Here is a 25,289-nt window from a genome sequence, read left to right as displayed (position 1 = left end):
CTACTGCGTTATCGCTTGTTCATGTAGAATAACTACACATCACAAGCTCTGCCTTGTATAAACACCAGCCAAACGGCTGCAAAAACAAGAAGCAAATGTCAACACGCCCTAGTGAAAAAAATAACAGGCTGGCAGCTGCAGCCAGCCTGAAGCAAGCAATAGCAAGCATTCGTTTCTGTGACAACCGTGACGACAACCGTGACAAAGAGAACCCGCTGATGAATACACTTCGCCCTGTGCGCCGCGCTTTATTAAGCGTATCTGATAAAACCGGTATTGTAGAATTTGCCAAAGCCCTGGCCGCAATGCAGGTTGAGATCCTGTCTACTGGTGGTACTGCCAAACTGTTGGCCGAGCAAGGTATCGCCGTGATTGAAGTATCAGACTACACCGGTCATCCGGAAATTATGGATGGCCGGGTAAAGACCCTGCACCCGAAAATTCACGGCGGTATTCTGGCGCGCCGCGGCACCGACGAAGCGGTAATGGCAGCCAACCATATTGGCGCTATTGATCTGGTAGTGGTGAACCTGTATCCCTTTGCCAATACGGTCGCTAAACCGGGTTGCACCTTAGCCGATGCGGTAGAAAATATCGATATCGGTGGCCCGACTATGGTACGTGCCGCAGCGAAAAACCATCAGGACGTTACCATTATCGTCAATGCCAGTGATTATCCGAAAGTACTGGCTGAGCTTAACGCTAATAATGGCGCTACCACCTTAGAAACCCGTTTTAGCCTGGCGATCAGCGCCTTTGAGCATACGGCACAGTACGATGGCATGATTGCCAATTACTTTGGTGCCATGTTACCGGCTTATGGCAGCGAAGAAGCCGCCAGCCGTTTCCCACGCACCTTTAACAGCCAGTTTGTGAAAAAACAGGACTTACGTTACGGCGAAAACAGCCACCAGCAAGCCGCATTCTATGTTGATGCCAACGCCACTGAGGCTTGCGTCGCCACCGCGACGCAGCTGCAGGGTAAAGCACTGTCTTACAATAATATCGCCGATACCGATGCGGCGCTGGAATGTGTTAAAGAGTTTGCCGAGCCAGCCTGTGTCATTGTCAAACATGCTAACCCTTGCGGTGTAGCGATTGGCGAGAGTATTTTAGAAGCCTATAACCGCGCTTACAGCACGGATCCGACCTCGGCTTTCGGTGGCATTATTGCCTTTAACCGTGAACTGGATGCGACTACCGCCCAAGAAATTGTTAGCCGTCAGTTTGTCGAAGTGATTATTGCCCCTAGCGCCAGCGCTGAAGCCGTTGCCGTAGTGGCGAGCAAGCCGAATGTCCGCTTATTGGTGTGTGGCGACTTTGCCGCTGCGGCACCGGCGCTGGATATTAAACAGGTTAATGGTGGCATTTTACTGCAAGATCGCGATCAGCACCGCATCAGCGAGTCGGATCTGAAAGTGGTGACCAAACGGCAACCGACAGCGCAAGAACTAAAAGATCTGCTGTTCTGCTGGAAGGTCGCTAAGTTTGTGAAATCCAATGCCATTGTTTATGTGAAAGACAGCATGACCATTGGTGTCGGCGCTGGCCAGATGAGCCGCGTTTACAGCGCAAAAATTGCTGGTATTAAAGCGGCAGACGAGAAACTGGAAGTGAAAGGGTCAGTAATGGCCTCCGATGCCTTCTTCCCGTTCCGCGATGGTATTGATGCCGCTGCCGCTGCCGGTATTACCGCAGTGATTCAGCCAGGTGGCTCAATGCGCGATGCAGAAGTGATTGCCGCCGCCGACGAGCATGGTATGGCGATGGTGTTTACCGGCGTGCGGCATTTCCGCCACTAAGCCTGGGTTTAGATACAAAAATGGCCGCAATTGCGGCCATTTTTATTGCTGTCTCTGTCACTGCAATTCAGCTGCTTGCTTTGCGCGGCACCGGTAATAACGCCAGCTGATAGCCCGACTCACCACCGACTTCCGTCAAAGCCCGGCCGCTGACCAACATCTCTAACTGATGGCCGTTTTGCTTGCGAAAATGCAGGTAGCAGGCACTCAGCTTACCGTATTGCTGAATGGCCGGCAGCACATGCGCCAGAAACAGCACCCGGCTGGCCGGTGGCAATAACTGGTAGATATCCTGCTGTAATAAAAACTGCTCGGAATACCCCAGCCAACTGCGGAGCGGTAAATTGATCGCAAGAATTTTTTGTCTGGCCGATAAGGTCAGAATACCGCACGGCAGCTGATCTAATTCAAACAAGGCCATAACCGAGCTCCCGCATCAGTTGCTGCGCGACTAAATCCGGGTGTGTCAGCTGCGGATAATGACCGCGGGCCGCCAGAGGCACAGCACGAGCCTGCGGCAAATGCGCGACTAAATAGTCAATCGCCTGCTGCGGCACAATCATATCGGCCTGAGTATAGAAAATACTGACCGGTACCGGCACTAATGGCAAACTGGCCCGAATATCAGCATAAAATACCAGGCGGGCAAAATGCCGGCTAAATGCCGGATTGTTGTGCAGGAAACTCTGGGTGAGCTGCTCAGTCACGGCGCTGGGTTCAGTTTGTGCCAACACCTGCGGCGCTAATAGTCCGGCCCAGCCAAACTGATTTTGTGCCATTAGCTGCAGCAGCTGTTCAATATCTGCCGCCTCAAAGCCCCCGAAATAATCCGGCGCTGCATTTTGATAGCGCGCCGAGGGTGTTATCGCCAGAATATGCCGAAAACGCTGTGGCGCCTGAATAGCCGCTAGCATCCCGATAGCACAGCCAATCGAGTGCGCCAACAATGTCACTGCTGACAGCTCCAGCTCAGCCAGCAAAGCCAGCAAATCATCAGCAAAGGCCTGTAACGTGGGATATTCCGCGATCGCCTCTTCACTAACCCGGCTGTTGCCACAACCAGGCAAATCGAGCAACACCAGCTTAACTGGCAACAACTGTAATAGCGGGATTAGCTTCTGCCAGATTTGCTGATCACAACCAAAACCATGCACCAGCACTAAAGTTTGCTCACCGCTGCCCAGCACGCGGACATTTAACTTGTGCATCATCGGAACTAAAGCCTGACCCACACTCATCTACGCCTCCTCCACTACAAGTTATTTGCTGAGTGTAACACAGCCATAGCGCCGCTCCAGCGCAAGTTGTCGCCACACCAAAACTGCTCATTTTTTGATCCAAATCATGCTATCAACACCCGCTACGACTACACTTTTTCTGCTGTTACCGTGCAACTTACTTCAAGGAGATTTATCATGGGCCTGTTATCTCGTCCCCACTTTGATTTTGACTCTCTATTCGATAATTTTTTTGCACCAGCCAATTGGAAAGCCCAAGGCGAAAACTTTTTTAGCCCGAAAGTTGATATTAAAGATAAGCAAGATCACTACCTGATCCAGGCAGAGTTACCTGGAGTCAGTAAAGACGATATTCATATAACGCTGCAAGACGGCGTGCTGTCACTGGAAGCAGAAGTAAAACAGGAAGATAAAGAAGAAAAAGATGGCAAACTTATCCGTCAGGAGAGGCGCTATGGCAGGATCCAACGTAGCTTTACAGTGGGCAATACTGTGCAAGAACATGACATCAGCGCTAGCTTTAAAGATGGTATCCTGACCATCAAGGCACCGAAAAAGGCCGACACCGGCCGCGAGCGCAAACAAATCCGTATCAGTTAAGCCATCGCACTGGGATCGACCACTGCAAGCAGGCGCTGTCCTGCTGTAGGCTAACGCAGCTTAACGAGGCCTTGCGTACCTTTAGCAGTGGTTGCTCAGCGCCAAGCAAAGCACTGATTAACGCCGAGAAGTCCGGTTCATGGCCAACTAACAACACTTGCTGCGGCCAGGTCACGCTGGCCTGCTGCAGTGCGGTTAGCGCCTGATTGGTCGGCGTTTCCAGTGCCAGCCAATCCAGTTCCTCTGCCTGCGGTAACCGGGCCACCTTACTGACAATGGCCGCCGTTTGGCTGGCTCTGGGGTAAGGGCTGCTTAGCACCAACTGCGGTGTCAGGTCGTACTTCAACATAAAGTTAGCCACCTTGCGTGCCTGCAGCCGGCCTTTTTCAATTAAACAGCGGTCAATATCCAGCTGGCCGGGGCGGATCACTTCGGCGGTGGCATGGCGTAAAAAATACAGGGTTTTCATAGCAGGTCCGGGATGCATAACTAAGCGCTATTTAACGCGCTATTAATGACATTTTTATGACGAGGTAGCAATGCGGGCGCTTAATTGCCGGATAAACCCCTCTTTCTCTCTATTATAAGCCAGACGGTCATTGGCAAAACGCTGGGCGGCAGTGCGCTTAAGATCAGCATAGCGTGCCGCTTCATCCGGATGCTGCTGCAGATAGCGGCAAAATGCCAGCTTCTGCCAATGCTCCGAGTCTGGCGTTAGCATATGCAGATGATGGCTGCGCTGACCATCAGCGTTACGTTTAATAAACCACAGGTAATCAATCTGCTGCTCGCCTTTGATCTTCGGCCGCCAAAAGAGCTGATAGCCCTCTGCCGCCATCAGTGGTGCGGCCTGGTCGCGGATCTGCGTCAGACTCGCCACTTCCACTAACAGATCGATAATGGGTTTGGCCGGCATCCCCGGGATGGCAGTACTGCCAAAGTGCTCGATGCGGCCGGAAAAGAATTGCGGCCAGCGTTGTTTTAACCACGCGGCCTCGGCAGCAGCCTGAGCTGGCCAGTCGGGCTGCCAGTCCGACAGCCTCACCGGCTCAGTGCTGGCCTGCCGCCAATACTGGCTCATTTAAAAGATCCCGGATAACGAACGGAGTAAGCCCTGATGTAAAGACGGTTCCGCTTCCTGCCAGGTCAGATTAGCCTTATTGGCAAAACCGAGCAATTTGACCTGGTATTTACGCCGATCTGTCATATTTTCCCACATCTGCTCTAGCTGGCCGCTATCGCCCTGTAGTAACCGATGTTCGCTTTGCTCCAGCACTAACGCCGGTGCCGATGGATCCAGACGCTCTGCCACCTGAATATCCGCCAACAGGGTATAGTACTTGTCTTTGACCATTTGATTTCCGACATATTCAGCACCGGCAATCACAGCGACTGCTGCCAGTACCCGCACTACATCTCGGCCACTAACATCAGTACCTAACTGAGTATCAGCATAAATTACCGCCGGGGTCACACCACGCTGCCGCGGTGCTTTTGGCTCGGGCGGTGCCATACCCGGATGCATAAAGGCTGCAATTTCTTGCTCAGTCATCGCATACTGCTCACGCAACACCTGTTGTGGTGGCTGATTGAGCACAGTACGGATATTTACCTGCAACCAGTACTGCGCCGCTGCCGGAGAATTTACCAGCTGATAGCCGCGCTCGGTTAATAAGGCTGCCACATCGCGCATCAAAGGTTGCTGGTACTCGGCGGCGGTTTGCCGGATATCGAGAAACACCGTGCGCTGCTCTGGTTCCACCGGGTCCAGATAGATGGTCTGACTCATCCGCATCTGTACGTCCAGCTTCCCCTTACTGATCGAGGTATGCATGGCCGTGCAACCAGTAAGCAGCCACAATGCTGGTAGAAGCAGCACCAGCAAACGCATTTAGAACAATCCAGCCAGAGCGCGCGCCAGACCGTCGGTTAATAACGGTGCGGCCTCTTCCCACTTCAGGTTAGCCTGATTGGCTGAGCTGACCACCCGGGTCTGGTATTTACGCATATTGGTCTGTTGGGAAAAAGTACTGCGGGTACTGCCGCTATCACCTTGCAATAACGTATGCTCAGAGCGCTCCTGCACCTTGCCATCAAAGCGCTCCATAATCTGGATATCAGTGATCACGCTGTAGTACACGTCCTGCACCATGGCATCCACTATGGTGCCCACCGCCGCACCGGCTACCGCGGCACCAGCCGTACCCCCTACAGAGCCACCGGTAGAACGATGGATCACCGCCCCTGTTACCGCGCCACCGACGGCACCAGGTCCGGCAGCCAGCGCGCCCTGCGTTTCGCGGGCATTACTACGCCCTACCTGTAGCACATTGGCTTGTAGCCAGTAGTGCGCCCGTGACGGACTGTCAATCACCTGATAACCCCGGCTACGCAGGCTGGCAACCACCTGTGAACGTAAATCAAATTCCGGTTTATCCGAGGTATTGCGGATATCAACAAAGACGGTGCGTTGCTCCGGCTCTACCGGCTCGAGGAAAATTGACGAACTCATCTTGGTTTGCACATCAAGATTACGTTTCGCAACTGAGGTATGCAAAGCACCACAGGCGGTTAAACTGAGCATGGCACTGACGGCCAGCAGTAAGGTAATTTTTCTGATCATGTTTGGGCTCATCCATTCGGGCGGGTTGACTAGTGCTACTTTAGCTTATTCTGACCAGCGAAACTGAATTGGTTCTGAATAAATTAACGACCGCAAAAATATCGTTTAGCTTTACTTTTTTATTGTAGCCGCTACAATACGCGCCGCTCTTTTGATTGTTCTTTATACAGCTCTTTACAAATAAGGTAATCGCTATGCATCCGATGTTAAACATCGCAATCCGTGCTGCGCGCAGCGCAGGTAATGTTATCGCCCGGGCCTGTGGCCAGCTGGACATGGTTCAGAAACTACAGAAAGGCACTAACGACTTCGTCACCAACGTTGATCGTGAAGCTGAACAGGCCATCGTTGCTGTATTAAAGAAATCCTTCCCAACCCACGGTATTGTTGGCGAAGAGCATGGCGATTACGGTAATAATGACAGCGAATTCCAATGGATTATTGATCCGCTGGATGGCACCACCAACTTTATCAAAGGCATCCCGCACTTCGCGGTCTCCATCGCCTTAAAACATCAGGGTAAATTAGACCAGGCCGTGATCTTCGATCCGCTGCGCGGCGAGCTGTTTACTGCTTCACGTGGCCGTGGCGCCCAGTTAAATGGTACCCGCATCCGGGTTAATAATTTACCGGATTTGGAAGGTACTATCCTGGCCACCGGTTTTCCGTTTAAAGCCAAACACCATTTAGACAGCTACAGCAAAATCTTTAACAGCTTCTTTGCCGATTGCGCCGATATGCGCCGTACCGGCTCGGCCGCACTGGATTTAGCCTATGTTGCAGCCGGCCGTTTTGATGGCTTCTGGGAAATCGGCTTAAAGCCATGGGATATCGCTGCCGGTGAACTGATTGTGCGTGAAGCCGGTGGTATGGTATGTGACTTTGCCGGTGGTAATAACCATATGAAGAGCGGCAATATCGTCGCTGCCAGCCCGAAAGTGCTGCAGGCAATGGTTAAAGGCATGCGTCCACATCTGTCAGAGACCCTGGCCAAGTAATAAGCGCCCGTATTGATTTGGAAAATCCGGCTCAGGCCGGATTTTTTTTTGCCGCCATTTCAGGCACACTTGGATACTATTGTCGTGTTGACGCTGGCAGTTTCGTCACATCAGGAGGAATAAATGCAAGAGCAAATGGCGTTGCTAGATAGCTGGTCGGCGGCGCATGGCCAGCTTGCCATGTGGCTGGGGCTAGTTATTTTACTTAGCCTGTCATGGCTGGCTAATTTTATTGTTAAGCATATTCTACTGCGCTCCGTGTTCAAACTGTTAGGCTTGCAAAAGTCCCAGTGCGAACAACGTGGTCTGGATTTTAGCTTTATCAGCCGCCTGGCCAATGTGGTACCGGCGCTGGTGATCTCCACCTTAATTCATAAGATCCCGCTATTACCGACGCTGCTGGTGCAGGTGGTGGTCAATGTTACCAATGCTTTTGTCGTGCTAACCATCGCCATGGCACTGAGTAAGCTGCTGACGCTGGTCAATAGCCTGTACTCAAGGCGCGAAGATGCCAAAAGCAAACCGATTAAGGGTTATATCCAACTGCTGAAGATTGTGATCTATGCGGTGGCGGTGATCCTGATGATTGCCGCACTGTTTGATCGCTCACCGTTAATACTGCTCTCCGGGCTGGGTGCCATGGCGGCAGTACTAATGCTGATCTTTCAGGACACTCTGCTTTCGCTGGTTGCCAGCGTGCAGATCTCCTCCAATGATGTGATCCGGGTCGGTGACTGGGTAGAAATGCCGCAGTTGAACGCCGATGGTGACGTTATCGATATCGCATTGCATACCGTTAAAATCCAGAACTGGGACAGAACCATTACCACCATTCCAACCCGCCGCTTTATGACGGACCCCTTTAAAAACTGGCGCGGTATGCAGCAATCCGGCGGCCGGCGGATTAAACGCAGCTTACAACTGGATCAGCAAAGTGTGCGCTTTTTAACAACTGATGAGATTAACCGCCTGAAACGCTTTCGTTTACTGAAGCAATATCTGGATGAGAAAGAAGCCGAGATCCGTGACTGGAACCAGCAACTGGCGGAGCAAGGTCAGGAGCCGGTGAATACTCGCCGCATTACCAATCTGGGCACGTTCCGCGCTTATGTGCTGCGCTACCTGCAAAGTCACGCCGGCGTACATCAGGGCATGATTCAGATGGTGCGGCAACTGGCACCCTCTGCCGATGGCTTGCCGCTGGAGATCTACTGCTTTACCAATACTACGGCCTGGGTCAATTACGAGGGTATTCAGTCGGATATTTTTGACCACCTGCTGGCGATCCTGCCGGAGTTTGGCTTACAGGTATATCAGCATCCCAGTGGTATGGATATGCGCAGCTGGCAAAATGCACTGAGCGCGCCCTAGGGCGCGTGTCAGGCCAGAGTGCCGCCGGAGCCTACTGCGGCTTGACCAGCGGCAGCTGGCGTTCACACCACTCGCGGTAGCCGCCAGCTAAGCTTAACACCTGCTGATAACCCATTTGCTGCAAGGTTTGTGCTGATAAGGCCGAGCGATAGCCACCGCCGCAGTACAGCACTATCTTCTGTTTTTTATCCGCTACCGTCTGCTCGATATCGCGTTCAATAATGCCCTTACCCAGATGCATCGCCTCTGGCAAGTGGCCTTGCTGCCATTCGTGATCTTCACGAATATCCAGTAGCACATAAGGCTCGCGATGTTGTAACAGCTCGTCAATGCTGATCTCTTTGATCTGGGCTTTGGCCGCCTCAACTAAGGCCAGAAAGCCCGGTGCATGCTGCTTACTCATCTGTTACTCCAAAAAAATGCCAGTCGTTGACTGGCATTTTTAGCATATTTCAGCTGGAATTACAGCAGCGGCTCAGTGCCTTCGCCTTCTTTTTCCGGCGGTGGCGGTGGCAGCATATCTTCGCGGTTCAGACCCAGCTGCACCGCAATACCACTAGCCACGAACACTGACGAGTAGGTACCAATCGCAATACCGAATAACAGAGCAGTAGCAAAATTATGAATTAACGCACCGCCCATAGTGAACAGTACTATTAATACAATAATGGTCGTTAAGGAGGTGACCACCGTCCGGTTCAGGGTTGAGGTGACGGCATCATTCACGGTTTCTTCCGGTGTGGAGTCGCGTAGTTTACGGAAGCTCTCACGAATACGGTCAAAAACCACTATGGTATCGTTAATCGAGTAACCGATAAGTGCCAGAATTGCCGCCAGTACCGTCAGGTCAAACTCCAGTTGCAATAACGAGAACAGACCCAGGGTAATGATCACATCGTGGCCCAGCGCCAGTACTGCGCCCAGCGATAAGCGCCACTCAAAGCGCATACCGACGTACAACAAAATACCCAGTAAGGCGACCAGCATCGCCAGGCCACCCTGCTCGCGCAGTTCAGCACCGACCGAAGGACCAACAAACTCAATCCGGCGCATCTCAATCTGGCTGTCACTGGTTTTCGCCAACGCAGCCATAATCTCGTTTGAGATCCGGCTTTGTTCTACACCGTCCCGGGGGGCGATACGGATCGCCACATCCTGGCTGGAACCAAAGTACTGCACCACCGCATCCGGATAGCCACTTTCAGCCAGCACAGTGCGGATCTGGCTCAGATCGGCGCTTTGGCTAAAGCCCGCTTCAATCACGGTACCACCGGTAAAGTCCAGCCCCCAGTTAATGCCTTTTACTGCCAGTAAACCGAGTGACCCCAGTACCAGCAAGGCCGACAGCATTAATGCCGGCCATTTAAAACGCATAAAGTTGATCGCTTGTTGGAAACGGAAAATTCTCACTGTGCCTCCTTACATCGGCAACGACTGTACACGACGGCCGCCCCAGAACAGATTCACCAGTAAGCGGGTACCCACTACAGCGGTGAAGATTGAGGTTAAAATACCGATGGCCAACGTAATAGCAAAACCTTTCACCGGGCCGGTACCGATACCGAACAGGATCAGCGCGACCAGTAAGGTGGTAATGTTAGAGTCAGCGATAGTCGCGAAGGCCCGGTCGTAACCCTGATGGATCGCCTGCTGCACCGAGCGGCCTTCTGCCAGCTCTTCCCGGATCCGCTCAAAAATTAGCACGTTGGCATCAACCGCCATCCCCACTGTTAATACGATACCTGCCATACCCGGTAAGGTTAGCGTGGCCCCTGGGATCATCGACATAATACCGACGATTAACACCAGGTTCGCGACCAGTGCGACGTTGGCAATCAGACCAAACACCTTGTAGTAGATCACCATAAACACTAACACGACCACCATACCCCACATAATGGCGGTCATACCCAGATCGATATTTTCCTGCCCCAGGCTTGGACCTATGGTGCGTTCTTCAATAATCTGGGTTGGTGCAATCAGCGCACCGGCGCGTAGTAACAGTGCCAGATTCTGTGCTTCGGCCGGATTACCAATACCGGTAATACGGAAACTACGACCCAGGCGGGCCTGAATAGTCGCCGCGTTAATCACTTCTTCCTGCTTGATCAGCACCGGGGTGCCGTCTGCCTGCAGCTCTTCACCCGGCTTATACTCGATAAAGACTGTTGCCATCCGCCGGCCAATCGAATCACGGGTCGCTTGCGACAGCTGGTTACCGCCCTGGGCATCCAGTGAAATATTGACCTGCGGCTGACCATATTCGTCGTAACTGGAACTGGCGTTAGTGATATGCTCGCCAGTAAGCATAATGCGGTTTTCCAGCAAATATGGCTGGCCGTTGCGATCGTAGTACAGACTTGAGCCTGGTGGCAGGCGGCCATTTAGCGCTGCGGCTAAATCGCCCTGGTCATCCACTAAGCGAAACTCCAGCGTAGCGGTTGCCCCCAGAATTTCTTTCGCTTGCGCCGGGTCTTGCACGCCGGGTAGCTGCACGATAATGCGATCCGCACCCTGACGCTGTACCAGCGGCTCAGCCACACCGATTTCGTTTACCCGGTTGCGGATAATAGTAATGTTCTGATTCAGCGCATATTCGCGGATTTCACGGATGCGGTTTTCACTCAGGCTTACATTCAGGCTAAACTCAGCCGCACCATCGGTAAACACATACTCGCGATCCAGACGCGCCAATGCTGCACGGGCAGCGGCAACATCTTCGGCCGAGCGCAGCAAAATTTGTACCTGCCCCCGTTCAGTGTCAGCGGTGACCGAGCGATAACGCACCCGGGCCTCACGTAAATCGGCACGAAACGCCTGCGTCAGATCGTTGATATTCTTATCCAGCGCAGCTTTCATATCGACCGCCATCAGGAAATGCACACCACCGCGCAAGTCCAGACCCAGCTTCATTGGGCTGGCACCGATAGCAGCCAGCCAATCCGGCGTAGTCGGCACCAGGTTTAACGCCGTCACATAATTAACATTGCCCAGTAGCTCAGTGGCAACCTGACGGGCGCGCAACTGATCTTCCGCGCTGGCAAAACGGGCCAATACCTGCCCGGCTTCCAGGGTCACAGCTTTGGGCGTAATGCCTGCACTTACAAAAGATTGCTCTAACTGCTGCCGGGTGGTTTCTGAAACGGCACCACCACGGGTCGCATTAATATTCAGCGCCGGATCTTCCGGGTATAAGTTTGGCATGGCATACACCAGTGCCAACAGCAGCACCCCTACGACCAGGAGGTACCGCCAGAGCGGGTTTTGGTTTAACACTAAAAATTCCTTATCTATCCGAAGCGCAACTCAGCGCTGCAGCCAGTGCCGGGCAGTGGCTGCAGTGCTGTCTTACAGTGACTTTAAGGTGCCTTTGGGTAATACCGCCGCTACCGCTGACTTTTGCACTGTCACTTCAGTGCTGTCATTCAGCGCAATGGCGATAAAATCCTTGTCTTCGGCAATCTTGGTAATACGGCCGACTAAACCACCCTGCGTCAGCACTTCATCACCTTTGCCCAAAGCAGACATCAGGTTACGATGTTCCTTTACCCGCTTGGCTTGTGGCCGGTAAATCAGGAAATAAAAAATCAGACCAAAGGCCAGCAGCATAATGATCAGATCCCAGCCACCACCCTGAGGTGCGGCAGCAGTGTCAGCATAAGCCTGGCTAATAAATAAACTCATTTGTATCCCCTTAGTATTGTAATGCGTTATTGGTTTGTTTCGTCGGCCAGTGCCGGCACCGGCAGGCCGCGTTTGGCATAGAAATCTGCCACAAAGTCGTCCAACTTACCAGCGGCAATAGCTGCCCGCAATCCCTGCATCAGCTTCTGATAATGGTGCAGGTTATGGATGGTATTCAGCCGCGCGCCCAGGATCTCGTTACAACGGTCCAGATGGTGTAAATATGCACGGGAATAATTTTTACAAGTGTAGCAATCACATTCTTTATCCAGAGGCGCCGTATCGTCCTTGTGCTTGGCGTTACGGATCTTGACCACACCGTCAGACACAAACAGATGGCCGTTGCGGGCATTACGGGTTGGCATCACACAATCAAACATGTCCACGCCGCGGCGTACCGCCTCAACAATATCCTCCGGCTTACCCACGCCCATCAGATAGCGTGGCTTATGCGCCGGCATCTTATCGGTAGTGTGATTCAGGATATTGATCATATCGGCTTTCGGCTCACCTACTGACAGGCCACCAATGGCGTAGCCATCAAAGCCAATCTCTTCCAGACCTTGCAGCGAAATATCACGCAGGTGTGGATACATGCCACCCTGAATAATACCAAACAAGGCTGACGGGTTATCGCCATGCGCGTCTTTCGAGCGTTTGGCCCAGCGTAATGATAACTCCATCGACTTACGCGCCTGCGGCTCAGTCGCCGGATAGGGTGTGCATTCATCAAAAATCATCACGATATCGGAGCCAAGCGCGCGCTGCACTTCCATTGAGCGCTCCGGCGTCAGCATAATTTTTTCGCCGTTAAGCGGTGAGCGGAACTTCACACCCTCTTCGGTAATTTTTCTCAGCTCGCCCAGGCTAAATACCTGAAAACCGCCCGAATCGGTCAGGATAGGCTTATGCCAGTGCATAAAGTCATGCAGATCGCCGTGCTTACGGATAATCTCGGTACCCGGACGCAGCATCAGATGGAAGGTGTTGCCCAGACAGATTTGGGCGCCGGTCGCATCCAGCTCTTCCGGCGTCATACCTTTTACGGTGCCGTAGGTCCCTACCGGCATAAAGGCCGGCGTATCCACCACACCCCGCTCAAAAATCAATTGGCCGCGACGGGCTTTGCCATCAGTTGCCAGCAGTTCAAATTTCACGTTCTAACCTCTTCTGGCCGGAAAAACAGTCCGGCCTTAGCTACTCTGTTAGGGCCGGCAGCACAACGCCACCGCCCGGTGTTGCAGTATACCAGAAGACGCGTGCTAACTGATAAACATGGCATCGCCATAGGAGTAAAAGCGATACCGCTCGGCGATCGCCGTCTGATAAGCCGCCATAATATGTTCGCGCTGGCTAAATGCAGAGACCAGCATAATCAGCGTTGATTCCGGCAGGTGGAAATTGGTGATTAACGCATCCACCACCTTAAACTGATAGCCGGGGTAGATAAAGATCGCGGTATCGCCGCTATAAGGGGCGAGGATGCCGCCATGTTGCATCGCTGCTGACTCCAGCGAGCGTACTGAAGTGGTGCCGACTGCCACCACCCGGTTACCACGAGCCTTACAGGCAGCAATGGCATCCACCACCTGCTGCTCAACCTCAAAATATTCGCTGTGCATCTTATGCTCGGTCACGCTATCAACCCGCACCGGTTGAAAGGTGCCAGCCCCGACGTGCAAGGTCACGTACGCAAATTCGATACCTTTTTGCTGTAACGCTGCCAGCAGCGGCTCGTCAAAATGTAACCCGGCAGTCGGCGCCGCCACAGCACCGGGCTTTTGGTTATATACCGTTTGATAGCGTGCCTTATCCGCTTCGGTATCCGGTCGCGCAATATAAGGCGGTAACGGCATATGACCCAGCCGCTCCAGCATAGTCAAAACCGGCTCTACTGACTGGTATTCCAGTTCAAACAAACTGTCATGCCGCGCCACCATCGTTACCCGGGCGTCATTTTCCAGTATCAGCTCAGTGCCAACTTTGGGCGCCTTGCTGGCGCGGATATGCGCCAGAAAACGTGGACCAGACAACATCCGCTCAACTAAAACTTCCACCTTGCCACCCGAGGCTTTCTGGCCAAACAGTCGCGCCGGGATCACGCGGGTATTATTAAACACCAGCAGATCGCCCGGGTTTAGCAGCGCCAGAATATCTTTAAAAATGTGATGTGACAGCGCCCCGCTGTGCTTATTCATACAGAGCAGGCGGCTGGCAGAACGTTCGGCTTGGGGTTCACTGGCGATCAGCTGCTCTGGCAGCTCGAAACTAAAATCTTTTACTAACATAGTGCACTCTCTGGCTTTACCGGCCAATCCGGCGGGCGCTATGGTAGCAGAATTACCGTGCGGCAGCGCGTTTTTGCGTTATGCCGGCCGAGGTTTAAGCTTAGGGCATGTTAACGTTTGCTGCTTGTTTACTTGCCTTCGCGGCATTTGCTTTGCAGCACTTCGGCGATCAGGGCTGTCATTAGCTGGTAACTGCGCGCCTTACTGGAGGTCGGTCGCCAGGCTACGCCAATATCACGGTAGGCATTGCCGGTTGCGGCCGGCTGACTAATCAGTTCGGTGCCTTCCAGTACACCACTGTTAATCGCCATCTGTGGCATAAAGGTGACGCCAAGTTTGTTATTCACCATCTGGGTCAGCGTATGCAGGCTGGTGGCAAAGAACGGATTCACCTTGCGGCTATCTTCCAGCTCACAGGCCTTTACCGCATGCCCGGTTAAACAGTGTTCACGCTCCAGCAGGAAAATACTTTCATCCGGCCACTGGTTAATATCCTGATTAAAGCCACGGTCCTGCCAGTCACGGTGTAGTACCAGATTAAACTGATCCTGTGCCAGTACTTCAGTATGCAGGGCACCGGTTTCATACGGCAGCGCTAATAGCACCATATCCAGCCGGCCTTCACTTAACGCATGCAAGGAATTATCCGAGGTATCCTCGCGCAGTAACAGCTGCAGCTGGGGATAGCGCTCGCGACACAGCGTCATCACTTCGCCCAGCACAAAGGGCGCGATAGTCGGGATACACCCCAGCCGGAACGGTCCGGTCATCGGCTTACCCTGAGAGCGGGCAAAATCTGCCAGCTCTTCGCATTGCTCGATAATATGCCGCGCCTGACGCACCACATCCTCACCCAGCGGGGTAAAAATAAAGGTTTTATGGTCCCGCTCCAGCAATTGCGCATCCATGGTTTCTTCCAAGTTAGCAATAGCAGCACTTAAGGTGGACTGTCCGATATAGCAGGCGTCGGCAGCACGGCCAAAATGCTGATGCTCATGCAGTGCCAGCAAATACTGCAGCTGTTTAATACTAGGCAGGCGTTTCATGCGATATTCCGATTAGTAAGTTGCTAATTCAGAGATTATTGCGATTAAAATACGGCAATTAGCCAACAGAGGCAAGAGGAATCAGGTACAACGTGGAGTAACGACGGGCAGCTGAAATAACAGAAGCGCCCTAAGGCGCTCCTGTGAGGATGCATTGCTGAGAACCAGGCTTAGCTTTTTAGCGGCGCAGCGCCTTCAATCCGTAAGGCCTTTAAACGACGGCCAGAAGCTGACTCGTTAACATTCAGAATATGGTCACCGATCCGCTCCAGCCGGTTTAGCATATCGATAAAGATCACGCCGGCCCGCGGTGCATAATCGCCCTGCTCCAGCCGCAGGTAATGATTATCGCGGAACTGGTCGCGGTACTTATCAATAGCATCTTCACGTAGCAGAGCGTCTTTCATGCTAACTGCGGCCGGATCTCTGGCCACATTATCCTGCATCGTGGTGATGGCAGCTTTTAATGCCTGCATCATCTGCTGCATTTCAGCCGTCGCTGCTTCAGGCCATACCGATTCGGTTTCAACCATCCGCTCGCAGAGTTTCGCTACCTGATAATAGATATCGGCTACCCGCTCCATATCATTTATCGCCGTCTGCATAAAGCGAATGCGCTCGGTCATCCAGTGTTCCAGGTTAGTATGCTCACTGACCCGCACTAAATAATCCGAAATCTCAATTTCCAGTACGTCAGTGGCATCTTCATATTTGCGCACTTTTTCGATCAGTTTCGGCTTGTCGGCAGTGGGATCAAACAGCAACTCAGTCACCGAGTCGTGCATCTTGTCAATCACCGCAGCAAACTGCTGGATCTCTTTTTGTGCCTGAGTAATGGCCAGGCCTGGCGAAGTCATCACACCGGCACTGATATATTGCAGGTGAAACTCTTCATCCTTGCCGCCCCGATCCGGCTGGATATACTCAACAAAGCGCACCAGATACGGAATAAAGGCAAACAGGATAATCACATTCAGCACATTAAAGGAGGTATGGAATAATGACAGGCCAAGCGTCGCATTAGCACGACTTTCCGCACTACCAGCCATCAAGGACACTGGATTTTCGGTAAAGTACTGTACAGTAAAATCAATCGCATGCAATACCGGATAAATCAGTGCCATCATCCATAGCACACCGACCACATTAAAGAAGAAGTGGAAGCGGGCTGCCCGTTTTGCGTGCACGTTTCCGACCAGAGCCGCGATATTAGCGGTAACGGTAGTGCCGATATTCTCACCCAAAATCATCGCCGCCGCGATCGGGAAGGAAATCCAGCCTTCAAAAACCATCACCAGCGTAATTGCCGTTGCTGCAGAGGAGGACTGGGTTAACAGTGTCAGAACAGTACCTACCAAAACAAACAAGATCAATGACCAGTAGCCGTAGTTGGTAAAGGCATCTAAAAAGGCAAAAATTTGCGGGTTACTGTTAATATCCGGCACTGCACCCTTAATAAAATCCAGGCCGATAAACAGAATACCAAAACCGACCATCGCTTCAGCGATATTACGTAAACGGTTATTTTTCGAGAACAAAAAAGCGAAAAAGACACCGATTACCGCTACTGCTATGGTCGTAATTTTAAATTTAAAGCCAAATAGCGCCACCATCCAGGCGGTAATAGTAGTACCGATATTGGCTCCCATTATTACACCTGTAGACTGCACAAAGGTCAGTAAACCGGCGTTAACAAAGGTCACCGCCATTACGGTGGTGGTGGTAGAGGATTGTGTAATAGCGGTCGTAGCAAAACCTGTTACCACGCCGGTCAGGCGGGTGCGGGTCATACCACTTAAAATTCCTTTTAAACGATTACCGGCGATTTTCTGCAAGCCTTCGCTGAAAATCTTCATGCCGAAGATAAAAATCCCTAACGAACCAATAAGTTGCAGGAAATCAAAAAACGAATAATTCATAAATTATGCCCTGAACAGTACCAGACAACTGAAAGTCTCTTGCTCAGACAGGAGCTTTTCAGTTAGCGGGAACCACGTTTTGCAAGGTTGTGTTTCGCCGCGCATTATACTCAAAGCCCACTGTAATAAGAATGAAATATCTCTGAAATATTAGGGGTATCGAAAAAAAGCCTTTTACTTTATAACTTTAGACGCTATTTTTTGAATATTCATCAGCTGAGCACTATTTTCTGGCGCCAGCACAAACAACAATATCGGATACTAACTGAGCAGGGCAGCAAAAACCAAGGTGACAGACTAAGCTTGAGCTGGCCTAAGACAAGGGAACGAGCAGATGATCGACCTACATCAACTTTTTGATATTAGCCCTTTTCGCTGGCAGGAGATCCTTACTGCTATTGCCTGTGGTTTCGTGATTGGACTGGAGCGGCAACTGCGCGGCAAACCTGCCGGGATCCGCACCTCCATCCTTATTGTACTGGGCACTTATGTGTTTATCGCCGCCTCGATGTCGACCAATACCGAAATGACCGATCCATCCCGGATAATTGGCCAGGTAATTACCGGAGTTGGCTTTTTGGGGGCCGGCGTGATGCTAACACGGGATGGTATGGTGTTAGGCGTCACCTCTGCTGCCACTATCTGGATGTTAGCAGCGATCGGAGTTTGTATTGGCATCGGGCAAGACGTTGCGGCCATTAAGCTGTCAGTGCTGTCGGTGGTGATGCTGATTGGTATTGATATACTGGAGAACTCCAGCTCGGCACTGCGCCGGGGGGTTCATCGCAAGTACAGTGAGTGGGCTACCCGTAATGGAGGTCTATTATTTGGCCGCCGCCATGACGATAGCAGCGCAAACCGGCCAGATCCAGATGATCCGCATTAGCCGGGGCAGTTTACTATGACGAGCTGGCATTTAAGATAAGCCAACTCGTCAAAGCTTAGAGTACTTTAATTAATCACCGCGTAGTTGCTCTTCAAGCTTCTCGTGGCTGACATGACGCACTACCTTACCTTTAACAAAGAAGATAATGTATTCAGCTAAGTTCTTGCAGCGATCACCGATCCGCTCCAGCGAGCGTGCTGACCACAATACGTTCATCACTTTTGGAATTGAGCGCGGATCTTCAATCATATAGGTCATCAGCTGCCGGGTGATAGCCTCATATTCGCGGTCAATTTTCTTATCTTCCTTGTGCACCGCTAACGCCGCTTCCACGTCCATCCGGGCGAAGGCATCCAGCACATCGTGTAACATCTGCCCAACATGGCGCCCCATATTTTCCAGATTTACCAGCAAATCCTGCTGATCGCTGTTAAAGGATTCTAAGGCAACCTTAGCAATACGTTTGGTTTCATCGCCGATCCGCTCCAGATCAGAGATGCTTTTTAAAATCGACATAATTAAACGCAGATCACTGGCCGCCGGCTGGCGTTTCGCAATCATCCGGGTACATTCTTTGTCAATCTGAATTTCCCAGTCATCCACTTTCAAATCGTTGGCCATCACTTCCTGAGCCAGGTCGCTGTCGCCATTGGCGATGGCGTTCAGCGCATCAAATAACTGCCGCTCAATCAGACCACCCATTGACATCACATGGTTACGGATCTGCTCCAGTTCTTCGTTAAACTGGCTGGAAATGTGCTTTGATAAGTTCAGTTTATCCATGTGTATCATCCCCTTGTGGTCTGCTTGACCCGGTAACGCTTTAACCAAAGCGGCCGGTGATATAATCTTCCGTTTGCGCTTGCTGCGGATCGGTAAAAATCTTATTGGTGGCATCAAACTCCACCACCCGCCCCATATTCATAAAGGCAGTAAAATCGGACACCCGCGCTGCCTGCTGCATATTATGAGTCACTATCACTATAGTGTAGTGTTGTTTCAGTTCGTAGATCAGTTCTTCAATTTTCAGTGTTGAAATCGGATCCAGTGCCGATGCCGGTTCATCCAGCAGTAACACCTCCGGCTCGATGGCGATAGCGCGGGCGATCACCAGCCGTTGCTGCTGGCCACCCGACAAGGTCAGCGCATTTTCGTAGAGCCGATCTTTTACTTCCTGCCATAAGGCTGCCTTTACCAGCGCCGCCTCGACCAATTCGTCCAGCTGCCGCGGGCTATTCACCCCCTGCAAGCGTAAACCAAAGGCGACATTTTCATACACTGACTGCGGAAACGGATTCGGCTTTTGAAACACTATGCCGACCCGGCGCCGTAACTCAGCCAGGTCTATGCCATCCTGGTAGATATTTAACTGATCCAGCCAGACTTCACCCCGGGTTTCCGTGTCATCCAGCAACTCGTTCATGCGATTAAAACTGCGCAATAAACTTGACTTGCCACAACCGGACGGACCAATCAGTGCTGTCACCTTATGAGTCGGGATCTGCAGGTTGACCTGGTCCAATACCACTTTTCCAGCCAGCCTGACTGATAAATCCTGCACCGAAATTTTCACAACCCACTCCTGTTCAGAGTTTAACAAGCAATCATTACAGTTTTATGACGAGCGCTGCTGTAACTGCCGATAGTGACGGCGTAAGCGCATTGCCAGCAGATTAAGCGCGCCGATCAGCAGCAGTAACACCAGCGCAATAGCAAATACTCTGGGCTCAGCCGCATCCGCATTGGAGCTTTTCAAACCCACATCGTAAATCTGGAAGCCCAAGGTCATAATCTGTTGCTCCAGATGCAAATAGGGCCAGCTGGCGGAGACTGGTAATACTGGCGCATACTTCACGACCCCGACAAAAATCAGCGGCGCAACCTCGCCGGCCGCCCGCGATACTGCCAGGATCAAGCCGGTTAGCATCGCCGGCCGCGCCTGGGGCAAGATCAGTTTGTATAATACCTCAGCTTTGGTTGCACCCAGCGCATAGCCACCCAGCCGCAGACTTTGCGGGATCCGGGATAAGCCTTCTTCAGTGGCGACGATGACTACCGGTAAGGTTAGCAGCGCCAAAGTCAAAGACACCCAAAGTAAGCCGGGGGAGCCAAAGGTTGGTTGTGGCAACTGCCCGGCATAAAACAACTTATCAATACTGCCACCGAGTACATAGACAAAAAATCCCAGGCCAAAGACACCAAACACCACTGAGGGTACGCCGGCCAGATTATGTACGCTGAGCCGGACCAAACGTACCAGCCGGCTATCGCGGGCATACTCATGCAAATAGATGCCGGCCATAATGCCGATAGGTGCTACCAGCAGTGCCATCAACAGTACCGACAGCACAGTGCCCACTATCGCCGGCAGGATACCACCGGCGCTGTTTGCTTCCCGTGGTTCAGTGCTTAAGAATTGCCACCACTGCTTAAGATAAAGCTTTAGCTTGGCCGGCCAACTAAGCTGATTAGTCGGCAGCAGTAACAACAACTGGTTGGCCGCGACATTAAGCTGATGCCCATCGGCCAGCAGCAACTGGTAACCGTCGGCCGTCGCTGCCAGCTGCAACGCATACAGATCCCCCAACTGCTGCTCCCGCACCAGGGTCAGTTGCGGCGGTTGCTGCCATTCGGAAATCTGCGCCTGCCAGAACCAACGATAGCCGCCCTGCCCTGACGGTAAATAGCCTTGTCTTACCAGAATTCGCTCTGCCGGCGCGCTGGCATCCAAACCAGCAGCGGCCAATTGCGCAACCGACACCTGCTGCCGGCTAATCACCTCACCGGCAATCAGCCGGTTTTCGCCAGCTTGCTGATAACGGAATTGCACCAAATCCTGTGGCCAGAATAGTCCCAACCCACGCTGTAGCATCAGCCAGGACAATAACAGTACCAGCAGCAGAATCAGGGCACTGGTGAGTGCTGACAGCCAGAACCAGGCGTTGGTGTGTAGCCGCGGTTTGGTCATCCGTCTAGCCTCTGAAAGTTTCGCCGCAGTCGCTGCCGAAGCAAATCGGCCAGGGTGTTAGCGGTAAAGGTAAACACAAACAGCAGGATAGCAACCAGAAACAGCACCCGGTAATGGCTGCTATCCACTGCGGCTTCCGGTAGCTCGATGGTCAGCGCCGCGGTCAGACTGCGCAGCCCTTCAAACAGATTAAAATTAGTAATCGGCGTATTACCGGTTGCCATCAGAATAATCATGGTCTCGCCAATGGCCCGACTTAAGCCCAACATCACTGCCGCCAGAATACCGGGCACCGACAGCGGCAGGATCACCCGCTGAATAATTTGCCACGGCGTGGCACCGAGCGCTGAAGCGCCCAGCGTCAATGAACGCGGGATCTGGCTCATCACATCAAAGCAAACGCTGTAAACCAGCGGCATCACCGCCAATCCCATCGCCAAACCAACCAGTAGCGCATTACGTTGCTGATAATCAATGCCCTGGCTGTTTAGCCAAAAACGGAAACTGCCATCAAACAGACTCAGTTGCAGCGCATGCCCCAGGTATAGCGCCAGCAAGCCAACAGCTGCCAGTAACGCCAGCAGCAACAGTAATTCCCAGCCGCTGCCCGGTAATTTTTGTAATGACAGCGGCAACCTGGGCCAGAGCCAGCTTAAACCGAATACCAGCAGCGGCAGCAAGCCAAAAAAGCAAAGTAACGCCAGTAAATGTTGCTCCAACGCCGGAGCCAGCCAGATCGCTGCCAAAAAGCCAATAATTACCGTTGGAAACAACGCCAGCAACTCAATCAGCTGACTTAGCCGGCTGCGCAGTGGTTCAGGTAAAAAGCAGCAGGTGTAAAGTGCAGCCAGCACCGCCAGCGGCACCGCCACCAACATCGCATAAAAGGCTGCCTTAAGGGTACCCAGTGTCAAGGGCACCAGTGAGTATTTACCCTGTACCGCGGCACTGGCACTGCCGGTTTGCCAGACATATTCCGGTTGCTGCCAGCCCTCATACCACACTTGCTGCCACAAGGTGCGCCAGGAGATCTCCGGGTGCCGGTTATCGATAAGCCACTGTTGTTGCCCGCTGGCGTTACTGAACAGCAGGCGCTGATTGCCGGGTAAAAAATGCAGCTCACCTGGCTGGGTGTCTACTGCAGCCGGGCCCTGCCATAATGGCTTAGTCAGATTGGCATAAAACAAACTCAGATTACCGGCGCTATCCAGTACCGCAAAACCACTGCGCCCCTGCTCGGCAGCAATGGTCTGGATTGCGGCAGCGCGGCGGCTAAATGGCTTAACCCAGCTTAAACGTAACTGTCCCTGCTGATCTGGCAGTAAAAACCACTGTTTTAGCTGACCACTGCTGTCGCCACTGATCAAACTGCGCTGGCCGGCTAACCAGACTAACGCGGTCAGATCGACAGTGCGATCGGTCAGACTTAAGCGCTGCACGCAGCCTTGTTCCGCTCGCGTCCGATCCAGCAGGCAGGCTTCGCCATGACGGGCGGCTAACAGCAGATAGCGTTGCTGCGGCTCCGATAACACAAAAACCGGTTCAAACTCCGGCAACAGGGCGTGATCCGGCAGCACCACCCTGGGCGTCGTTGCCACCGGCAGCGGTTCGGCTAGCGCCTGCGGCGTACTGATGCTGACCGGTTTAAACAGTGGCAGCACTTCTGAACCCAGGTAAAAGAAGATCGCCAGTAAGGCAACGATAACACTACTGCCGGCACTGGTGATCAGCAAATACCAGAGTCGGTCCAACCAACGCCGGCGGCTAGCCCGCTGCTTATTTGTGGTTAATCGATTGTCCTGCGCTGGTATTGGCGAGTTCTGGCGCGTCATAGCTCCAGCTCCTGCCGGATCGACGCCAGCACTGAGGATGGCACCGGCACCATGCCTTCCGTTGCCAGCAGGGCCTGGCCCTCTGTGGATAATACAAAGCGTAAGAATTCGCGCTCTGCCGCTGGCAGGGCTTTGTCGGGCGCCTTGTTCAGGTAAATATACAGCATACGCGCCAGCGGGTAAGCACCGGAGGCAGCATGTTCGGCCAGCGGTAACACCGCGGCATCTTCAGTTGTTGGGCGCACAGCCAGCCATTTTACCCCGGCGATCTGTTGCCCCACTCCCGAGTAGCCAATGGCATTTATGCTCTGACTCACTGCCCGCACTACAGCCGCAGCCCCTGGCAATTGCTGAACCTGAGAGCGGAAATCGCCGTCACACAGCACTTGCTGGCGGAAAAAAGTGTAGGTTCCCGACGCCTGGTTACGGCCATAAGCCACCACTGGCCGTTGCTGCCAGACACCACTTAAACCGAGCTGTTGCCAGTTCAGAATGGGCGGCGTTGCGGCACACCAGCCATTTTTGGCATAGATCCCTTCCAGCTGCGCCATACTAATGCTGTTTAGCGGATTGTCCTGATGCACATAGATGGCCAGCATATCCAGCGCGACCGGCACTGCGGTTGGCAAATAGCCAAAGCGGCGTTCAAAGCGGGCCAGTTCAGCAGGGATCATCAGACGGCTCATCGGCCCCAGACTGGCAGTGCCTTCACTGAGCGCGACAGCGGCGGTCGCAGAGCCACTGCTCTGAATTTGCAAATTCAGTTGCGGATGACGAGCAACGAAGTGACGGCGCCAGATCATCATCATATTATGCAGCGTATCTGAACCGGCACTGGACAGGGTGCCGCTAAGCGGCGCAGCAGCAGGAGCGGCAGGCTCGCTCAGGTCGTCGCCAGCCAGGCAAGCAACTGACGCCAGCAGCAAGCCACAGCGGATTAGCCCACGCGATATAATCTGAAAAACAGCCATCTTAGAATATCTGCTCCAAAAGTCGCCTTATCTTACCCCAGAGCGCAAAAACCACCTAGGGCGTGTTGACGTTTGCTGCTTGTTTTTGCAGCCGTTTGGCTGGTGTTTATACAAGGCAGAGCTTGTGATGTGTAGTTATTCTACATGAACAAGCGATAACGCAGTAGAAACGCCAGCCAAACACTGCCCGAAGGGTTCGCGCTGGCGACGCTTTGCTCTTTGTGGCCTGCATGGATGCAGGTCAGGGGCGAGAGCAGGACGCGGTAGCTTCTCTCGTCACTTATTTAGAATAACTAAACCGGGTACCGCGTACTGCGCTCCTCGTTTCGCGATCAAAGCGCCGCCAGTGCGAACAAAATCTAAGCAGCAAGCGTCACACGCCCTCAAGCAGTAAATAAAAATTCACAGCTGGCTTTAAAAACAAAAAGTTGCCGCTACACTCTATACAACAATCAGGAACAAAGGCGTTGTCATTCAGAGGAAGCAGTATGAAGCAGTTGGTATTAACTATCATTGGTAAAGATAAGGCCGGCTTAGTTGAACAGTTGTCGCGCGTGATTAACGAGCATAAAGGCAACTGGATGGCCAGCAACCTGAGCCATCTGGCGGGCTTTTTTGCCGGTATAGTGCAGATTGAAGTCGCCGAGCAGGATCTTGATACCCTAACCTCGGCGTTGGCAGGCATCAAAGATCTGGATATCCGGGTGCAGCAAGGTGAAGACAGTACCCTGGACAAAGGTCAGCAGTTACGTTTGGTGATTACCGGCAATGATCGTCCCGGCATTGTCAGAGAACTATCAACTATTCTCAGCCATAAAGGCGCCAATATTGTTGCCTTTGAAAGTAGCAAACAAAGTGCGCCCAACTGGGGCTCGCCATTATTTCATGCCCTGGCCACCATTCAGTTACCGGCTGGCATCGAACGGGATGAAGTGACGGCCGCGCTGGAAGCCATTGCTACTGATATCGTTGTCGATTTGGAGTAAAAAACTGCGCCACGGGAATGCCCTGTCATCGCTCTGTCATAAAACTGACATAGAGTGAAATCCAGGCTGTAAGCAGG

25 protein-coding genes are annotated in these 25,289 nt (G+C 52.6%); 6 read left to right on the top strand and 19 right to left on the bottom strand.

Annotated features, from left to right (window positions below; genetic code table 11):
- Positions 1–218: 218 nt before the first annotated feature.
- Positions 219–1,802 (top strand): bifunctional phosphoribosylaminoimidazolecarboxamide formyltransferase/IMP cyclohydrolase, encoded by a 1,584-nt coding sequence (gene purH / locus AJE_RS12690; RefSeq protein WP_008951202.1) that lies wholly within the window; start codon positions 219–221, stop codon positions 1,800–1,802.
- 67 nt (positions 1,803–1,869) lie between these two features.
- On the opposite strand, the gene AJE_RS12685 is transcribed toward purH, so the two are convergent.
- On the bottom strand, positions 1,870–2,223 hold the full coding sequence (locus AJE_RS12685) for a PAS domain-containing protein (RefSeq protein ID WP_008951201.1): 354 nt from the start codon (positions 2,221–2,223) through the stop codon (positions 1,870–1,872).
- Positions 2,210–3,040, bottom strand: coding sequence for an alpha/beta fold hydrolase (locus AJE_RS12680; protein ID WP_008951200.1), 831 nt, complete (start codon positions 3,038–3,040; stop codon positions 2,210–2,212). The genes AJE_RS12685 and AJE_RS12680 overlap by 14 nt, the downstream gene beginning before the upstream one ends.
- A 177-nt stretch (positions 3,041–3,217) precedes the next feature.
- Here AJE_RS12680 and AJE_RS12675 point away from each other — a divergent pair, with 177 nt between their 5' ends.
- Positions 3,218–3,640 carry an Hsp20/alpha crystallin family protein gene (locus AJE_RS12675; protein WP_008951199.1) on the top strand — a complete coding sequence of 141 codons (423 nt, stop codon included), beginning with the start codon at positions 3,218–3,220 and terminating at the stop codon, positions 3,638–3,640.
- Here AJE_RS12675 and AJE_RS12670 read toward each other — a convergent pair.
- Genes AJE_RS12670 through AJE_RS12655 form a run of 4 tightly spaced genes read right to left on the bottom strand, consistent with a single transcriptional unit; the run spans position 3,633 to position 6,263 of the window.
- Positions 3,633–4,109: a SixA phosphatase family protein gene (locus AJE_RS12670; protein WP_008951198.1), complete on the bottom strand. Its 477-nt coding sequence runs from the start codon at positions 4,107–4,109 to the stop codon at positions 3,633–3,635. The genes AJE_RS12675 and AJE_RS12670 overlap by 8 nt on opposite strands.
- A 54-nt stretch (positions 4,110–4,163) precedes the next feature.
- Positions 4,164–4,721: a GrpB family protein gene (locus AJE_RS12665; RefSeq protein ID WP_008951197.1), complete on the bottom strand. Its 558-nt coding sequence runs from the start codon at positions 4,719–4,721 to the stop codon at positions 4,164–4,166.
- A complete protein-coding gene (gene traT, locus AJE_RS12660; protein ID WP_008951196.1) occupies positions 4,722–5,531 on the bottom strand; it encodes a complement resistance protein TraT in 810 nt (269 codons plus the stop codon).
- A complete protein-coding gene (locus tag AJE_RS12655; protein WP_008951195.1) occupies positions 5,532–6,263 on the bottom strand; it encodes a complement resistance protein TraT in 732 nt (243 codons plus the stop codon).
- Positions 6,264–6,457: 194 nt separating this feature from the next.
- On the opposite strand from AJE_RS12655, the gene suhB reads away from it, so the two are divergent.
- Together suhB and AJE_RS12645 are read left to right on the top strand one after the other, a co-directional pair.
- Entirely contained in the window at positions 6,458–7,261 is an 804-nt protein-coding gene (gene suhB, locus AJE_RS12650) for an inositol-1-monophosphatase (protein ID WP_008951194.1), read from the top strand.
- 123 nt (positions 7,262–7,384) lie between these two features.
- On the top strand, positions 7,385–8,632 hold the full coding sequence (locus AJE_RS12645; RefSeq protein ID WP_008951193.1) for a mechanosensitive ion channel family protein: 1,248 nt from the start codon (positions 7,385–7,387) through the stop codon (positions 8,630–8,632).
- A 31-nt stretch (positions 8,633–8,663) separates the two neighbouring features.
- On the opposite strand, the gene AJE_RS12640 is transcribed toward AJE_RS12645, so the two are convergent.
- The 8 genes from AJE_RS12640 to AJE_RS12605 all read right to left on the bottom strand — a co-directional run bounded on the left by AJE_RS12640 (position 8,664) and on the right by AJE_RS12605 (position 17,569).
- Complete coding sequence (locus AJE_RS12640) at positions 8,664–9,035, bottom strand: rhodanese-like domain-containing protein (protein ID WP_008951192.1); 372 nt, start codon at positions 9,033–9,035, stop codon at positions 8,664–8,666.
- Positions 9,036–9,094: 59 nt separating this feature from the next.
- Positions 9,095–10,042 (bottom strand): protein translocase subunit SecF, encoded by a 948-nt coding sequence (gene secF, locus AJE_RS12635; protein ID WP_008951191.1) that lies wholly within the window; start codon positions 10,040–10,042, stop codon positions 9,095–9,097.
- A 9-nt stretch (positions 10,043–10,051) separates the two neighbouring features.
- Positions 10,052–11,908 (bottom strand): protein translocase subunit SecD, encoded by a 1,857-nt coding sequence (gene secD / locus AJE_RS12630; RefSeq protein ID WP_008951190.1) that lies wholly within the window; start codon positions 11,906–11,908, stop codon positions 10,052–10,054.
- A gap of 72 nt (positions 11,909–11,980) precedes the next feature.
- Positions 11,981–12,316, bottom strand: coding sequence for a preprotein translocase subunit YajC (gene yajC / locus AJE_RS12625; protein WP_008607039.1), 336 nt, complete (start codon positions 12,314–12,316; stop codon positions 11,981–11,983).
- A 26-nt stretch (positions 12,317–12,342) separates the two neighbouring features.
- Positions 12,343–13,473, bottom strand: coding sequence for a tRNA guanosine(34) transglycosylase Tgt (tgt, locus tag AJE_RS12620; RefSeq protein ID WP_008951189.1), 1,131 nt, complete (start codon positions 13,471–13,473; stop codon positions 12,343–12,345).
- 105 nt (positions 13,474–13,578) lie between these two features.
- A complete protein-coding gene (queA, locus tag AJE_RS12615) occupies positions 13,579–14,604 on the bottom strand; it encodes a tRNA preQ1(34) S-adenosylmethionine ribosyltransferase-isomerase QueA (protein WP_008951188.1) in 1,026 nt (341 codons plus the stop codon).
- 128 nt (positions 14,605–14,732) lie between these two features.
- Positions 14,733–15,650, bottom strand: coding sequence for a hydrogen peroxide-inducible genes activator (locus AJE_RS12610; protein WP_008607034.1), 918 nt, complete (start codon positions 15,648–15,650; stop codon positions 14,733–14,735).
- 170 nt (positions 15,651–15,820) lie between these two features.
- Positions 15,821–17,569: a Na/Pi cotransporter family protein gene (locus AJE_RS12605; RefSeq protein ID WP_008951187.1), complete on the bottom strand. Its 1,749-nt coding sequence runs from the start codon at positions 17,567–17,569 to the stop codon at positions 15,821–15,823.
- A 334-nt stretch (positions 17,570–17,903) separates the two neighbouring features.
- On the opposite strand from AJE_RS12605, the gene AJE_RS12600 reads away from it, so the two are divergent.
- Positions 17,904–18,455: an MgtC/SapB family protein gene (locus tag AJE_RS12600; RefSeq protein WP_008607030.1), complete on the top strand. Its 552-nt coding sequence runs from the start codon at positions 17,904–17,906 to the stop codon at positions 18,453–18,455.
- A gap of 69 nt (positions 18,456–18,524) precedes the next feature.
- On the opposite strand, the gene phoU is transcribed toward AJE_RS12600, so the two are convergent.
- Genes phoU through AJE_RS12575 form a run of 5 tightly spaced genes read right to left on the bottom strand, consistent with a single transcriptional unit; the run spans position 18,525 to position 24,226 of the window.
- Positions 18,525–19,238 carry a phosphate signaling complex protein PhoU gene (gene phoU, locus AJE_RS12595; RefSeq protein WP_008607029.1) on the bottom strand — a complete coding sequence of 238 codons (714 nt, stop codon included), beginning with the start codon at positions 19,236–19,238 and terminating at the stop codon, positions 18,525–18,527.
- Positions 19,239–19,278: 40 nt separating this feature from the next.
- The gene (gene pstB, locus AJE_RS12590; protein WP_008607026.1) at positions 19,279–20,028 is read right to left on the bottom strand and encodes a phosphate ABC transporter ATP-binding protein PstB; all 750 of its coding nucleotides are present in this window, start codon (positions 20,026–20,028) and stop codon (positions 19,279–19,281) included.
- A 42-nt stretch (positions 20,029–20,070) separates the two neighbouring features.
- Positions 20,071–21,423, bottom strand: a complete 1,353-nt coding sequence (gene pstA / locus AJE_RS12585; RefSeq protein WP_008951186.1) for a phosphate ABC transporter permease PstA — start codon at positions 21,421–21,423, stop codon at positions 20,071–20,073.
- On the bottom strand, positions 21,420–23,255 hold the full coding sequence (locus AJE_RS12580; RefSeq protein ID WP_008951185.1) for an ABC transporter permease subunit: 1,836 nt from the start codon (positions 23,253–23,255) through the stop codon (positions 21,420–21,422). The genes pstA and AJE_RS12580 overlap by 4 nt, the downstream gene beginning before the upstream one ends.
- On the bottom strand, positions 23,252–24,226 hold the full coding sequence (locus AJE_RS12575) for a PstS family phosphate ABC transporter substrate-binding protein (protein ID WP_008951184.1): 975 nt from the start codon (positions 24,224–24,226) through the stop codon (positions 23,252–23,254). Before AJE_RS12575 ends, AJE_RS12580 begins: the two co-directional genes overlap by 4 nt.
- Before the next feature lie 488 nt (positions 24,227–24,714).
- Between AJE_RS12575 and AJE_RS12570 the strand changes: the two genes are divergently transcribed.
- Positions 24,715–25,212 carry a glycine cleavage system transcriptional repressor gene (locus AJE_RS12570; RefSeq protein ID WP_008951183.1) on the top strand — a complete coding sequence of 166 codons (498 nt, stop codon included), beginning with the start codon at positions 24,715–24,717 and terminating at the stop codon, positions 25,210–25,212.
- Positions 25,213–25,289 lie beyond the last annotated feature (77 nt).

Origin of the sequence: Alishewanella jeotgali KCTC 22429 (assembly GCF_000245735.1) — a bacterium.
In the GTDB taxonomy this organism is placed as follows: Bacteria; Pseudomonadota; Gammaproteobacteria; order Enterobacterales; family Alteromonadaceae; genus Alishewanella; species Alishewanella jeotgali.
This window is presented reverse-complemented; position numbering and strand designations above follow the sequence as displayed.